Here is a 12,913-nt window from a genome sequence, read left to right as displayed (position 1 = left end):
TCTGTAACTGGCCTTGCCCTCCGTTTCGGGGGGCTTTTTTTTGCTCAATGCGCGCTTTTTGCCCCGTGGCGCTGCGTTTACCGGGCCTACAAAATCCGCTTTATCCCGCACATCGCCACCCGGCGTTTTCTGGGCGCAAAAAAACCGGCTCAAACGAGCCGGCCTTTTCCCGGAGGTACTGCTTATTATTTTAGAAAGAGTACGCCACGCCTAAACGGAAACGGGTCTGACGTTCGTCGGTCTCTTTCACGCCCACGTTACCCACTTCAACATACGGTGCCCAGTTTTTATCCCATTTGTAGGCCAGCTTGGCGTTATATTCGTTAGAGTAATCTTTATTATTGTTACGGATCATCCCTTCAGAGCTTTTCGCATAAACATAATTCAGCTCGGTACGCCAGTCTCCCAGTACCCAACCGATCCACGCATCGCCACGGTTAACTTTATCATCGTCTTTATTCGCGCTTGACGGATAACGGGTATATTCATAACGGTAGCGCGCCGCCACGTAGAAACCATTATCGAAGCTATATTGCAAATGCAGATTCGGCTTATAAATGGTACGACTGTCATTACTCTCAATCGTGAACGCTGGCGTCAGCGCGATATTGTCTGTCGCTTTCCAGCGCCAGCTAATCTGGTCTTCATGACCGTTGCCGACGACATCCGCAAAAGGCTGGTCAGCCTTGTCACCACCTGATTTCCATTTTGCTTCTACAGAAAAACCTAAGCCGTTCGCAAAGCGATGCGAAACCGAAACACGATCGGCATTCGAACCACTGTCGATATATTCATGACGCAGATCGACGGTAACGGCCTGAGCCGCAAAAGATGCACCAATAAGAGAAGCAAGGACCAGAGATTTCTTAAACATGAAAAAACCCTCAATTAAAATAACGTTTCGTTTTTATGGAACTGCAGTTTATTTTTTAAATAACGTTATTTTAGTGACCAGGATCGAAATTATTTGTTTCATTTTTTTTGGCAAAGATGGACGTGACACCCATCAACAAAACGCGGGTATTAACCTTAAATTTCAGGAGAGAGATCACACTAAAACGTTAGCGAGGAGAATAATTAGGAGTGCAAGCACCGGAGAGAACTTAAGAAAGAGCTGATAAGAGTAAAAATATAATTCTGACTGTCAAAAAAAACCTCCCGAAAGGAGGTTTTAATGTAGGCCGGGCACGGATAACTACCGCTCAATGGCCAATGCAACCCCTTGCCCACCGCCGATACAGAGCGTTGCCAGCCCTTTGCGGGCGTCACGCTTCATCATTTCGTGAACCAGCGATACCAGGATGCGGCAACCAGAAGCGCCGATAGGATGGCCGAGCGCGATGGCTCCGCCGTTGACGTTGACCCGCAACGGGTCCCACTCCAGCATTTTACCGACCGAGATTGCCTGCGCAGCAAAGGCCTCGTTGACTTCAATCAGATCCACATCGCTGAGCTGCCAGCCCGCACGCTCAAGACAGCGCCGGGTCGCATACACAGGGGCAATCCCCATCAGCGCAGGGTCAACGCCCACGCTGGCGAAGGCCTTGATTCGCGCCAGCACCGGGAGATCAAGCTCCAGCGCTTTGCTTTCACTCATCATCATAACAGCGGCGGCACCGTCATTAATGGAAGAGGCGTTCCCCGCCGTCACCGAGCCGAGAGTTTCAAACTCAGGATTGAGTTTTGCCAGCCCTTCAGCGCTGGCATCGGTACGCGGTTGTTCATCGGTATCGACCGTCACGGCTTCGCCGTTCTGGCGCAGAGTGCTGACCGGAACGATCTCAGCCCGGAAGCGCCCGGAATCAATCGCGGCGCGGGCTTTTTGTTGCGAGCTAAGCGCATACGCATCCTGCAGCTCACGGCTAATCCCATACTCGCGCGCCAGGTTTTCCGCCGTCACGCCCATATGGTAGTCATTGAAGGCATCCCACAGTCCGTCATGAACCAGGCTGTCGAGCAGTTGGCTGTTACCCAGCTGTGCGCCGGTGCGGCTGTCGGTCAGTACGTGCGGAGCGCGGCTCATGTTCTCCTGCCCACCGGCAATTACCACGTCTGCTTCGCCACACTGAATAGCCTGCGTCGCAAGATGCAGTGCTTTTAAACCGGAACCACAGACGTCGTTGATGGTTATTGCAGACACGGTGTTCGGCAGACCGCCTTTCAGCGCCGCCTGCCGCGCAGGGTTCTGCCCCGCGCCAGCGGTCAGCACCTGGCCCAGGATCACCTCGTCAATTTCGTGTGCGGCGATCCCACTGCGTTCCACCAGTGCTTTGACCACCACGCTGCCGAGATCAACAGCAGAATGGCGCGCAAGCGCTCCCTGAAAACAGCCGATAGCCGTACGTAACGCACCCACTATAACGACATCTTTCATCACGACCTCTGTGCAAAATGACAGGACGATAGTAGAGGATTGTTATCAAAAATTATCGCAATTGTTTAAAATTAGTGAGTTTAATCACAAGGATTAGCGCGCTTCCTGCAAATACTGCCGCAGCCAGCTACCGGCGACGCCGGGCGGGGTTCGTTTGTTCCAGAGCAGATCGATAGCGATCGTGCGTGGCCAGCCGGGAACGTTCAGTTGCACGAGCGATTTCGCCGCGGCAAATTCATCCACCAGCGCACAGGGTAACGCACACCAGCCAAAGCCCTGCACCGCCATACTCAAGAGTAACAGGTAATTCGGTGCCGACCAGACCGGCCCGCGCGCCAGCGTCGGCTCGCGTTCGAGATAGGTATTCAGCCGTAGCTCACGCCAGCCGTGCAGCTCATCAGCCTGAGTCTCAGGCAGCCCGGCAAGGGGATGCGTTGTCGAAACATAAATCGCCATTCGGGTTTGCATCGGAAGCCGGGTGACGCCAATACCGGTCGGGTAGCTGTCGCGCGCTTCCGTCAGACCAATCTGTGCCCGCTCCTTTTGCAGCAGATCGATAACGTCCTCATCCTCACCGATCAGGCACTCAAATTCCGTGTGAGGAAAGCGGTGATCGAACTGACTCAGCAAATCTTCCAGCACGTCCGGGTTGAGCGTATCGGAGAGCACAAACGTCAGGCGCGCCTCTGTTTGCGCGGTTAACGACACTGCCAGCTCATCCAGGCGCGCACTGGCCGCCAGGATCGATTGTACATAGCCAAGCACCTGCTCCCCCTGGGCGGTTAACACCGGCTGGCGCGCCGAGCGGTCAAAAAGCTCAAACCCTAAATCAGCTTCAAGGTTCGCAATGGAGGTACTGATGGTGGACTGGCTTTTACGCAAACGACGGGCAGCGCCGGAAAACGATCCCGCCGCAACCGTTTCAACGAACGCCGTCAGGGCTTCGGGTGAATAACGCATGAAGTATCTACTTTTACGATGGATACTATCTTTTATATATCATCTTTAACGATAAGAATAGGCCGCATCAACGCCCATACCGGCGAATCATGAGGTCACTATGCAACATCAGGATACACTCCAACGAAAGCTGCCAGAGCGGATCTTCCACGCCGTCTGCTTCGAAGGGATCGCCACGGCTATTCTCGCTCCCACCGCCGCATGGTTAATGCAGCGCTCAGTGGTTGAAATGGGCGGGCTTACCATCATCCTGGCGACGACCGCGATGCTCTGGAACATTATTTATAACTTCGGCTTCGACCGTTTCTGGCCCGTACAGCGCGTTAAACGCACGGCCAAAGTACGTGCGCTGCATGCGCTGGGATTTGAGTGCGGGTTTATTGTGATCGGCGTGTCTATTGTCGCCGCCGTTCTGGGCGTAACACTTTTGCAGGCCTTCACGCTTGAAATCGGGTTCTTCCTGTTCTTCCTGCCGTACACCATGTTTTATAACTGGGCGTATGACACCCTGCGTGAGAAATTCATCAAACGCCGCCAGCAGCGTCGCGCCCTGGCAAGCTAACGTCCCACTGGCCGGACACCCGCTCCGGCCAGCCCCTCCGAAGCAACTGCGACCTCGCCACAGAATTATGGTAAATTGCACTCCTTTTTGTTGGTTTTATAGTTGATACGTTGCTCTAATGTCGAAAATTTGGTCAAAAGAAGAGACTCTCTGGAGTTTCGCCCTCTATGGCACAGCCGTAGGCGCAGGAACGCTCTTTCTGCCCATTCAGCTCGGCTCCGCAGGCGCGATTGTCCTGCTCATTACCGCCCTTGTGGCCTATCCCTTAACCTACTGGCCGCACAAAGCGCTGGCACAGTTTATCCTCTCATCGAAAACAAATGGGAATGAAGGGATCACCGGAGCCGTCACGCATTACTACGGCAAGAAGATCGGCAATCTCATCACAACTCTCTATTTCGTTGCCTTCTTTGTGGTGGTGCTGATTTATGCGGTAGCGATCACCAACTCGTTGACGGAACAGCTGGCGAAGCATATGACGGTGGATACTGCCCTGCGAATGCTGGTGAGTTTTGGTGTCGTGCTGGTCCTGAATGCCATCTTCCTGATGGGACGGCACATCACCATCAGGGTGATGGGCTTTCTGGTGTTCCCGCTGATCGCCTACTTCCTGTTTGTTTCGCTGTATCTGACCGGAAGCTGGCAGCCGTCGCTGCTTACCAGCCAGATGGCGTTCGATAACCATACGCTGCACCAGGTGTGGATTTCGATCCCGGTGATGGTTTTCGCGTTTAGTCATACCCCGATTATCTCGACCTTCGCCGTTGACCGTCGGGAGAAGTATGGTGACGAGGCCATGGGTAAATGCAAAAAAATCATGAAGGTGGCCTATCTGATCATCTGCCTGAGCGTGCTGTTCTTTGTGTTCAGTTGCCTGCTTTCTATTCCACGGTCATATATCGTGGCGGCGAAGGAGGAAGGGGTGACGATCTTGTCGGCGCTGTCGATGATGCCCTCTTCTCCGGCGTGGCTCGGCATCTCCGGGATTATTGTGGCAATCGTTGCAATGTCGAAATCGTTCCTTGGTACTTATTTTGGCGTGATTGAAGGGGCGACCGAGATTGTGAAATCGTCACTGAATCAGGTCGGCATGAAGAAAAGCCGCGCTTTTAACCGCGCGATTTCGATTCTGGGCGTGTCGTTGATTACCTTTGCGGTGTGCTGCATTAACCCGAATGCCATCTCGATGATTTACGCCATCAGCGGCCCGCTTATCGCCCTGATCCTGTTCATTATGCCAACGCTTTCAACGTACCTGATCCCGTCGCTGAAACAGTACCGCTCCACCGGCAACCTGCTGACATTTATCGTCGGCGTGCTGTGTGTGTCGGTAATGTTTGTGGGTTAATCCGTCTATGCCCGGCGCGATGCCGGGCACACGGTTCAGGCACGAATATCGTCATACTCCCGCGTGTTGTCGAACTCGTGCTTAGCAAACGGGCACAGCGGGATAATTTTACGCTTCTCACCGCGCATCTTCTCCACCACCTTTGCCACCAGTTGCTTACCTACCCCCTGCCCTTTAAGGCTTGGGTCCACATCGGTATGCTCAATAATGCTCAGATGCTCTCCGGTCGGGACAAAAACAATCTCAGCTACCTGATTACCGTCTGCATCGTTAACATAAAATTTGTTATGGCCTTCCAGAATCTCCATGGTTCCTCGCTTATTTCTGGCGATACTTCAACGCACCGCTTGGGCAGGTATCAATCACACGTTTGACAGTTTCAACGTCAACTTCATCCGGCATGATCCACGGTTTACGTTTCAGATTGAAGAGCTGCGCGCTGCCGCGCACGCAATTACCTGAATGTTTGCAAATGCTGGTGTTGAAGTAGACATCAATGTTTTCCCCGGTGTAGGCCCGGTAACCCGCGTCCAGTAGCTCTTTATCCACGACATTACCTCGTTTTTATTTTTCCGTTGCGAATGAAGCATAGTCCCCCAGTCCCCCGCTGGCTATGCTTCATTCGTTCTAAAAACGGTTGCGCACTGCCTCGCCTCACCAGGCATTGTCCGCTCCGTTAACGGCGTCAACGAATCACGATCTGCAATATAATCATGACGATTAGATAAGAATAATCCTAATATTTATTTTCTCACTGCAACGGAATATATTTTCCCGCTTGTAAACTCGTGTAATTATTACCGCCGCGCTGACAAATAAGAATATTAGCCAGGCGTTAAAGGTATGATTTATTAAATTCTAAGCCTAACCAATGGATTTCCCTTACTTTCCATACACCTTCCTCAAGTGAAAACGAAGCGGCATATTTTGCAATATTTCAAAATATTACAGTTACGAGCCAAACGACAAATTTGACTCTTTGGATATAACGACTAATGTTAATTCCTGAACGACAACTGATACGAATGACAACTCGTATCTCCTGACATAAACGCAACATGAGGGTTGATATATGGCAGAGCATCGTGGTGGTTCCGGTAATTTCGCTGAAGACCGTGAAAAAGCATCTGACGCTGGACGTAAAGGTGGCCAGCATAGCGGCGGTAATTTTAAAAACGATCCGCAACGCGCCTCTGAAGCAGGCAAAAAAGGGGGACAAAATAGTCATGGCGGAGGCCGTAAATCTGACAACTCCTGAGTATATTTAAGTCCCTTATAAATAATCAGAGAGAATGCTGCGGGCCGGGTGGCTCGCAGTATACGAACTTATTTAATCGGAGCACTGGTATGAATATGAAAAGCATCGAAGATGTCTTTATCCACCTGTTATCAGACACCTATAGCGCCGAAAAGCAGCTAGCCCGCGCGCTCGGTAAGCTCTCTCGTGCCGCATCCAGCGAGCAGCTAAGCACAGCCTTTACCGCGCACCAGGAAGAGACGCAGGGTCAGATTGAGCGAATCGATCAGATCATTGAACAGGAATCGGGTATTAAACTTAAACGCATGAAATGCGTTGCAATGGAAGGTTTAATAGAAGAAGCGAATGAAGTTATTGAGAGCACAGAGAAAAATGAAGTGCGTGATGCCGCATTAATTGCCGCCGCACAAAAAGTCGAACACTATGAAATTGCAAGTTACGGTACTCTGGCGACTTTAGCTGAGCAATTAGGCTATAAAAAAGCAGTAAAACTTCTTGCCGAAACACTGGAAGAAGAAAAAGCAACCGATCTTAAACTCACCGACCTGGCTGTAGGAAATATTAACCAAAAAGCGCAAAAATAACGCTATTTAACAGGTTAAATAAAAATGAGCATCAGTCCCAGGACAATTAAACGGTGCCATTTAACGGCAGCCATAATATGGTTCATTCTTGCAATACCTTCCGTTATATGGTGGAAGAATAGCGTGCTTTGGGTCATTATCATCAGTATATATGCCAATATTGTCGGCCACTTATCCGGCTATAGCGCCGCACGTGCCGACCAGGCTGCTGAAAGTGAAACCAAATAACCGGCCAAATGTAGAGGTAAATAAAATGAATCACGTTGAACACTACCATGACTGGCTACGCGATGCCCATGCGATGGAAAAGCAGGCAGAATCAATGCTGGAATCCATGGCCAGCCGTATTGAAAATTACCCTGATTTACGTACCCGAATTGAACAACATATTAATGAGACAAAACGCCAAATCACATTGCTGGAAGAAATTCTCGATCGCAATGATATTTCACGTTCGGTTTTAAAAGACTCCATGAGCAAGATGGCCGCATTGGGTCAGTCCATTGGTGGTATGTTCCCGTCAGATGAAATCGTCAAAGGCTCGATCAGCGGGTATGTTTTCGAACAGTTCGAAATTGCCTGTTATACCTCGCTGCTGGCAGCTGCAAAAAAAGCGGGTGACACGGCCTCGATCCCGGCCATTGAAACTATTCTGGCGGAAGAGCGCGAAATGGCAGACTGGCTGATTCGCCATATTCCGCAAACCACAGAAGAATTCCTGCTGCGCTCTGACGCATCCGGCGTCGAAGCGAAAAAATAGCGCTCTTCGGGGGGGCGGGCTATGTTCGAACTCGATGCGTTTCATCTGGCCAGGATTCAGTTCGCCTTTACCGTCTCCTTTCACATCCTTTTTCCGGCGATCACCATTGGGCTGGCCAGCTATCTGGTGGTGCTGGAGGGGATGTGGCTGCGCACCAAAAATGACGTCTGGCGCTCGTTGTACCATTTCTGGCTAAAGATCTTCGCCGTCAATTTTGGCATGGGCGTGGTTTCAGGGCTGGTAATGGCATACCAGTTCGGCACTAACTGGAGCGGGTTCTCTCAGTTTGCGGGAAGTATTACCGGCCCGCTACTCACCTATGAAGTGCTCACCGCCTTCTTCCTCGAAGCGGGTTTCCTGGGCGTGATGCTGTTCGGCTGGAACAAGGTTGGCCCCGGACTGCATTTCTTCGCCACCTGCATGGTCGCCCTCGGCACGCTGATGTCGACCTTCTGGATACTGGCCTCTAACAGCTGGATGCATACGCCTCAGGGCTTTAGTATTCAGAACGGCCAGGTGATCCCGGAGGACTGGCTGGCCGTTATCTTTAATCCCTCCTTCCCTTACCGCCTGATTCACATGTCTATTGCCGCGTTCCTCAGCAGCGCGCTGTTTGTGGGGGCGTCGGGTGCGTGGCATCTGCTGCGCGGCAACGATACGCCGGCGGTGCGGAAAATGTTCTCGATGGCGATGTGGATGGCGCTGCTGGTTGCCCCCATCCAGGCCGTCGTGGGCGATATGCACGGTCTGAATACGCTTGAGCATCAGCCCGCTAAAATTGCCGCAATCGAAGGCCACTGGGAGAATCCGCCTGGCGAGGCCACGCCGCTGCTGCTGTTTGGCGTGCCGGATATGGAAGAAGAGCGCACGAAATATGGGCTGGCGATCCCCGCGCTCGGCAGCCTGATCCTGACGCATAGCCTTGATAAACAGGTTCCCGCCCTGAAAGATTTTCCAAAAGAGGATCGCCCGAATTCGTTAATCGTCTTCTGGTCGTTCCGGATTATGGTCGGGATGGGGCTGTTAATGATTGCCCTCGGCGCGCTGAGCGTCTGGCTACGCTATCGCCACCGGCTCTATCACTCGCGGCCGTTTCACTGGTTTGCTCTCTGCATGGGCCCCGCCGGACTGCTTGCGTTACTTGCAGGCTGGGTCACCACCGAAGTAGGCCGTCAGCCGTGGGTGGTCTACGGTTATCTGCGTACCATTGATGCGGTGTCACTTCACAGCACGCTGCAGATGAGCATTAGCCTGCTGGCCTTCATCGTAGTCTACTGCTCGGTGTTTGGCGTGGGCTACGTTTACCTTGTCCGGCTGATCAAGAAAGGGCCGCAGCCTGTCGGCACGCTGACGTCGAATACATCGGGCACGCCTGCTCGTCCGCTGTCTGCCGCAGAGTCGGTTCCGGAACAGGAGAGAACCTGATGGGCGTTGATATCTCGGTTATCTGGTTTGCCATCATCGTCTTCGCCACGCTGATGTATATCATCATGGATGGCTTTGACTTAGGTATTGGGATGTTGTTCAGCTTCGTGGGCGACGCAAAGGAACGGGACGTCATGGTCAACAGCGTCGCTCCGGTCTGGGACGGGAATGAAACCTGGCTGGTGCTCGGCGGCGCAGGGCTATTCGGCGCGTTTCCGCTGGCCTATGCGGTGATTATCGACGCGCTGACCATTCCCCTCACCGCCATGCTGATTGGCCTTATCTTTCGCGGCGTAGCCTTTGAGTTCCGCTTTAAGGCCACGCCCTCACACCGTAAATTCTGGGATTACTCTTTTGCCGGCGGATCGCTGCTCGCCACCTTCAGCCAGGGGATTGTCGTCGGTGCGATGATCAACGGTTTTAAGGTTGAGGGGCGGCGCTTCGTAGGGTCAGCACTCGACTGGCTCACGCCGTTTAACCTGTTTTGTGGATTAGGGCTGGTTGTCGCCTACACCCTGCTGGCGACCACGTGGCTGATCATGAAAAGTGAAGGCGCACTGCAAAACCGCATGCGCGACCTGACCCGACACGTACTGCTCGCACTGATGGCGGTGATTGCCGTGGTGAGCATCTGGACGCCGCTCGGCTGGCAGTACGTGGCCGAGCGCTGGTTTACGTTGCCCAACTTCTTCTGGTTCCTGCCGGTTCCGCTGCTGGTCGGCGTGTTCAGTCTGTGGATCTGGCGGCTAACCCGTAATCCGGACAGCCATGCCCGCCCGTTCCTGCTGACGCTTGGGCTGATATTTCTCGGCTTTAGCGGGCTGGGGATTAGCCTGTGGCCTCACATTATTCCGCCGCATATCACCCTGTGGGACGCTGCGGCCCCTCCTGCCAGTCAGCTGTTTATGCTGGTCGGTACACTGCTCATTATTCCGGTGATTCTGGTCTACACCGCATGGAGCTACTACGTCTTCCGGGGCAAGGTTTCCGGAACGGAAGGTTATCACTGAGGTACGCTATGGCAGGCTGGCATACTCGAGCCATTATTTATCAGATTGATACTGCACTGTTTTACGATCTTAACGGCGATGGCTGTGGAGATATCGCCGGAATAGGGGCGAAGTTACGCTACATTCGCCGGATGGGGGCAACGGTTATCTGGATCACCCCTTTTTACCTTACGCCCTTTCTGGACGAGGGGTATGACGTAAGCGACCATCTTCAGGTCGATCCCCGTTTTGGTAAACTGGCGGACATTATCGCGTTTATCGAGCTGGCCCGCGAGCTGGGGATGCAGGTCATCATTGAGCTGCTGATCCAGCATACCTCTGACGCGCATCCCTGGTTTCAGAAAGCGCGTCGCAACCCGCACTCACCGTTTCGTGACTATTACCTGTGGTCTGATAATGACGACGACGACACGCCGCCCATGTTCCCCGGCGTGGAAAAGAGTATCTGGTCATGGGATGACGAAGCTGGCCAATACTATCGGCATATGTTCTATCACCATGAGCCGGACCTGAATCTGGCCTCGCCTGCCGTCCTCAAAGAGATCGAGAACATCATCATCTTCTGGCTCAAACTCGGCGTGTCGGGCTTTCGTCTGGATGCAGCGACACATCTGACAAAACAAGCCGGACGCGGTGATGAAAAAAAGGGGCTATGGATTCTGGAGCATATGCGCAACCTCGTTGAACAACACAATCCGGATGCGATCCTGCTCGGCGAAGTCGACGTTGAGGTTGAGGCGTATAAAGACTACTTCGGTAATAACGACCGCCTGAATCTGGTGCTGAACTTCTGGCTCAATAAGTTCTTCTACGTCAGCCTTGCAGAGAAAAGCGCGCGGCCGCTGCGTAATGCGGTTAAAAAGATGATTGTGCCGCCTGACGCCTGCTGTTTCGCCAACTGGCTGCGCAATCATGACGAGCTGGACCTGGAAGGGATCGGTAAAAAAGCAATGCAGACCGTTCTCGACGCCTTTGCGCCGGAAGAAGAGATGTACGTTTACCAGCGAGGTATCCGCCGCCGTCTGGCTCCCATGCTGAACGGCAATCAAAAGCGGCTGGCGTTCTGCCACGCAGTTTTGTTTTCGCTACCTGGCGTACCCGTGATGCGCTACGGGGATGAGATTGGGATGGGTGACGACCTGGCGCTTGAGGAGCGTTATGCCGTCCGCACGCCGATGCAGTGGGCAGGATCGCAAGGCGGTGGCTTCTCCGACGCCGACCCAGAGACCTTTATCGCGCCCATCATCGACCACGGCCCGTTTCGTTATCAGAAAATCAACGTGGCGGATTCGCTATTGCACCGCAACTCGCTGCTGCACAGAATCATTGATATCGCCAATACGCGCTCGGAGTTTCCGGAGATCGGCATTGCGCCGTTTCGTATCATTAATATCAATCAGGATGCGGTTCTGGGGATCTGTTACGAGACCGACGAGCGCAGCATTCTGACCTTCGTGAACTTCAGCGACAAGCCCGTACAGTTCACCGCCAGAGGCATCCGGAACACGACATGGACCGCCTGTCTGGCCGACAAACGCTACGATGACGCGCTGATCTGCGGCAAAACCGTGCAGCTCAGCATTGGCGGCTACGGTTACCGCTGGTTCTGGACCAACCGCACCGCGCTGCGCTGATTATTTTTTCCGGGTCGCCAGCAGACGAACCATGATCAGACTCGCCACCGCGAGGGAGCCGAGCAGCACTTTCCCCGGCGCACCAGAGGTGATGGCTGTGGCGCGATCTTTCGCTTCAGCGGAAAAATGCCCATGGATTTTGTGCAGATCGTTAACCGGCTGATCCAGATAATCCCGTCGATTTTCTGCCTTCAGGTTATCGGTCATCTGCCCTTCCCAGGCTTTTTTAACCATCAGGCGATCGAGAAAACCGGGAAAGAGAAATTGCCCGACAATCGACTGAATAGTGCTGCTTCCCACCCACAGTTCACGTACCGGCTTTTGCGCGACCTTAAAAATCGCGCTGGCGGCCACTTCAGGCTGAAAGACCGGCGGTACGGGGCGCATGGCCCAGGCAAATTTATTTCTGGCCCACTCGAATTGCGGTGTGTTGAGACCTGGCATCTGCACCATCGACAACGTGACCCGACTGTTTTCATGCATCAGCTCGGTACGCACGGCATCGGTGAAGCCCCGAATTGCCGCTTTTGCGCCACAGTAGGCCGACTGCAACGGAATGGAACGGTAGGCCAGCGCCGAGCCGACCTGAATAATCGTGCCGCGATCGCGGGGGATCATTAACTCCAGCGCGGCGCGGGTGCCGTTGACATAGCCCAGGTAAGTCACCTCGGTGACACGACGAAATTCATCGGGCGTCAGGGTGCGAAACGGCGCTAACACTGCCCCCATGGCGTTGTTGACCCACACATCAATGGCCCCGAGACGATACTCGATTTCATTAGCAGCATCGACGACCGCCTTGCTGTCGGCCACGTCGGCATGGACGGCATACGCATTCACCCCAAACCGGCGTAGCTCCTCCTGCGTAGAGTGCAGGCTTTCCTCATCGCGGGCAATAATGCCCACATCATAGCCCGCTTTCGCAAAGTGCAGCGCCGTGGCTTTCCCCACGCCCGCCGTACCGCCGGTAATGACAATCACAGCCATAGAACCTCCGC

General features: G+C 53.4%; 15 protein-coding genes. 9 read left to right on the top strand and 6 right to left on the bottom strand.

Features of this window, described 5'->3' with window-relative positions:
* Nucleotides 1–190: 190 nt before the first annotated feature.
* The 3 genes from ABGB15_RS04555 to ABGB15_RS04545 all read right to left on the bottom strand — a co-directional run bounded on the left by ABGB15_RS04555 (nucleotide 191) and on the right by ABGB15_RS04545 (nucleotide 3,334).
* Nucleotides 191–874 carry an oligogalacturonate-specific porin KdgM family protein gene (locus tag ABGB15_RS04555; protein ID WP_152082118.1) on the bottom strand — a complete coding sequence of 228 codons (684 nt, stop codon included), beginning with the start codon at nucleotides 872–874 and terminating at the stop codon, nucleotides 191–193.
* 321 nt (nucleotides 875–1,195) lie between these two features.
* Nucleotides 1,196–2,374, bottom strand: a complete 1,179-nt coding sequence (locus tag ABGB15_RS04550; RefSeq protein WP_152082120.1) for an acetyl-CoA C-acetyltransferase — start codon at nucleotides 2,372–2,374, stop codon at nucleotides 1,196–1,198.
* 93 nt (nucleotides 2,375–2,467) lie between these two features.
* Nucleotides 2,468–3,334 carry a LysR family transcriptional regulator gene (locus tag ABGB15_RS04545; protein ID WP_215722567.1) on the bottom strand — a complete coding sequence of 289 codons (867 nt, stop codon included), beginning with the start codon at nucleotides 3,332–3,334 and terminating at the stop codon, nucleotides 2,468–2,470.
* Between the two features lie 100 nt (nucleotides 3,335–3,434).
* Here ABGB15_RS04545 and ABGB15_RS04540 point away from each other — a divergent pair, with 100 nt between their 5' ends.
* Complete coding sequence (locus ABGB15_RS04540; protein ID WP_152082122.1) at nucleotides 3,435–3,896, top strand: multidrug/biocide efflux PACE transporter; 462 nt, start codon at nucleotides 3,435–3,437, stop codon at nucleotides 3,894–3,896.
* Between the two features lie 118 nt (nucleotides 3,897–4,014).
* Nucleotides 4,015–5,244, top strand: a complete 1,230-nt coding sequence (locus ABGB15_RS04535) for an amino acid permease (RefSeq protein WP_152082123.1) — start codon at nucleotides 4,015–4,017, stop codon at nucleotides 5,242–5,244.
* Between the two features lie 35 nt (nucleotides 5,245–5,279).
* Here ABGB15_RS04535 and ABGB15_RS04530 read toward each other — a convergent pair whose 3' ends face one another.
* Entirely contained in the window at nucleotides 5,280–5,552 is a 273-nt protein-coding gene (locus tag ABGB15_RS04530) for a GNAT family N-acetyltransferase (RefSeq protein WP_152082124.1), read from the bottom strand.
* 10 nt (nucleotides 5,553–5,562) lie between these two features.
* Nucleotides 5,563–5,793, bottom strand: a complete 231-nt coding sequence (gene yjdI, locus ABGB15_RS04525; protein ID WP_215722566.1) for a 4Fe-4S mono-cluster protein YjdI — start codon at nucleotides 5,791–5,793, stop codon at nucleotides 5,563–5,565.
* A gap of 523 nt (nucleotides 5,794–6,316) precedes the next feature.
* Here yjdI and ABGB15_RS04520 point away from each other — a divergent pair.
* The 7 genes from ABGB15_RS04520 to ABGB15_RS04490 all read left to right on the top strand — a co-directional run bounded on the left by ABGB15_RS04520 (nucleotide 6,317) and on the right by ABGB15_RS04490 (nucleotide 11,915).
* On the top strand, nucleotides 6,317–6,502 hold the full coding sequence (locus tag ABGB15_RS04520) for a general stress protein (RefSeq protein WP_152082126.1): 186 nt from the start codon (nucleotides 6,317–6,319) through the stop codon (nucleotides 6,500–6,502).
* An 89-nt stretch (nucleotides 6,503–6,591) separates the two neighbouring features.
* Nucleotides 6,592–7,086, top strand: a complete 495-nt coding sequence (locus ABGB15_RS04515) for a ferritin-like domain-containing protein (RefSeq protein WP_152082127.1) — start codon at nucleotides 6,592–6,594, stop codon at nucleotides 7,084–7,086.
* Between the two features lie 24 nt (nucleotides 7,087–7,110).
* Nucleotides 7,111–7,314 (top strand): hypothetical protein, encoded by a 204-nt coding sequence (locus ABGB15_RS04510; RefSeq protein WP_013096662.1) that lies wholly within the window; start codon nucleotides 7,111–7,113, stop codon nucleotides 7,312–7,314.
* 25 nt (nucleotides 7,315–7,339) lie between these two features.
* Nucleotides 7,340–7,846: a ferritin-like domain-containing protein gene (locus ABGB15_RS04505; protein ID WP_152082128.1), complete on the top strand. Its 507-nt coding sequence runs from the start codon at nucleotides 7,340–7,342 to the stop codon at nucleotides 7,844–7,846.
* 21 nt (nucleotides 7,847–7,867) lie between these two features.
* Nucleotides 7,868–9,271 (top strand): cytochrome ubiquinol oxidase subunit I, encoded by a 1,404-nt coding sequence (locus ABGB15_RS04500; protein WP_313326907.1) that lies wholly within the window; start codon nucleotides 7,868–7,870, stop codon nucleotides 9,269–9,271.
* Complete coding sequence (gene cydB, locus ABGB15_RS04495) at nucleotides 9,271–10,281, top strand: cytochrome d ubiquinol oxidase subunit II (RefSeq protein ID WP_152082130.1); 1,011 nt, start codon at nucleotides 9,271–9,273, stop codon at nucleotides 10,279–10,281. Before ABGB15_RS04500 ends, cydB begins: the two co-directional genes overlap by 1 nt.
* An 8-nt stretch (nucleotides 10,282–10,289) precedes the next feature.
* Nucleotides 10,290–11,915, top strand: coding sequence for an alpha-amylase family protein (locus ABGB15_RS04490; protein ID WP_152082131.1), 1,626 nt, complete (start codon nucleotides 10,290–10,292; stop codon nucleotides 11,913–11,915).
* Here the strand turns inward: ABGB15_RS04490 and ABGB15_RS04485 are convergent, their stop codons facing one another.
* Complete coding sequence (locus ABGB15_RS04485; RefSeq protein ID WP_215722564.1) at nucleotides 11,916–12,902, bottom strand: SDR family oxidoreductase; 987 nt, start codon at nucleotides 12,900–12,902, stop codon at nucleotides 11,916–11,918.
* Nucleotides 12,903–12,913 lie beyond the last annotated feature (11 nt).

The sequence above is a fragment of the Enterobacter sp. MALB-1 genome, assembly GCF_041021625.1.
Taxonomy (GTDB): Bacteria; Pseudomonadota; Gammaproteobacteria; order Enterobacterales; family Enterobacteriaceae; genus Enterobacter; species Enterobacter oligotrophicus.
Note: the sequence above shows the minus strand (reverse complement) of the source record. Positions and strands in the feature narration are given on the sequence as shown.

Coding starts and splice junctions, on each gene's coding strand:
- ABGB15_RS04555 (WP_152082118.1), bottom strand. CDS start 874: ATGTTTAAGAAATCTCTGGTCCTTGCTTCTCTTATTGGTGCATCTTTT.
- ABGB15_RS04550 (WP_152082120.1), bottom strand. CDS start 2,374: ATGAAAGATGTCGTTATAGTGGGTGCGTTACGTACGGCTATCGGCTGT.
- ABGB15_RS04545 (WP_215722567.1), bottom strand. CDS start 3,334: ATGCGTTATTCACCCGAAGCCCTGACGGCGTTCGTTGAAACGGTTGCG.
- ABGB15_RS04540 (WP_152082122.1), top strand. CDS start 3,435: ATGCAACATCAGGATACACTCCAACGAAAGCTGCCAGAGCGGATCTTC.
- ABGB15_RS04535 (WP_152082123.1), top strand. CDS start 4,015: ATGTCGAAAATTTGGTCAAAAGAAGAGACTCTCTGGAGTTTCGCCCTC.
- ABGB15_RS04530 (WP_152082124.1), bottom strand. CDS start 5,552: ATGGAGATTCTGGAAGGCCATAACAAATTTTATGTTAACGATGCAGAC.
- ABGB15_RS04520 (WP_152082126.1), top strand. CDS start 6,317: ATGGCAGAGCATCGTGGTGGTTCCGGTAATTTCGCTGAAGACCGTGAA.
- ABGB15_RS04515 (WP_152082127.1), top strand. CDS start 6,592: ATGAATATGAAAAGCATCGAAGATGTCTTTATCCACCTGTTATCAGAC.
- ABGB15_RS04510 (WP_013096662.1), top strand. CDS start 7,111: ATGAGCATCAGTCCCAGGACAATTAAACGGTGCCATTTAACGGCAGCC.
- ABGB15_RS04505 (WP_152082128.1), top strand. CDS start 7,340: ATGAATCACGTTGAACACTACCATGACTGGCTACGCGATGCCCATGCG.
- ABGB15_RS04500 (WP_313326907.1), top strand. CDS start 7,868: ATGTTCGAACTCGATGCGTTTCATCTGGCCAGGATTCAGTTCGCCTTT.
- cydB (WP_152082130.1), top strand. CDS start 9,271: ATGGGCGTTGATATCTCGGTTATCTGGTTTGCCATCATCGTCTTCGCC.
- ABGB15_RS04490 (WP_152082131.1), top strand. CDS start 10,290: ATGGCAGGCTGGCATACTCGAGCCATTATTTATCAGATTGATACTGCA.
- ABGB15_RS04485 (WP_215722564.1), bottom strand. CDS start 12,902: ATGGCTGTGATTGTCATTACCGGCGGTACGGCGGGCGTGGGGAAAGCC.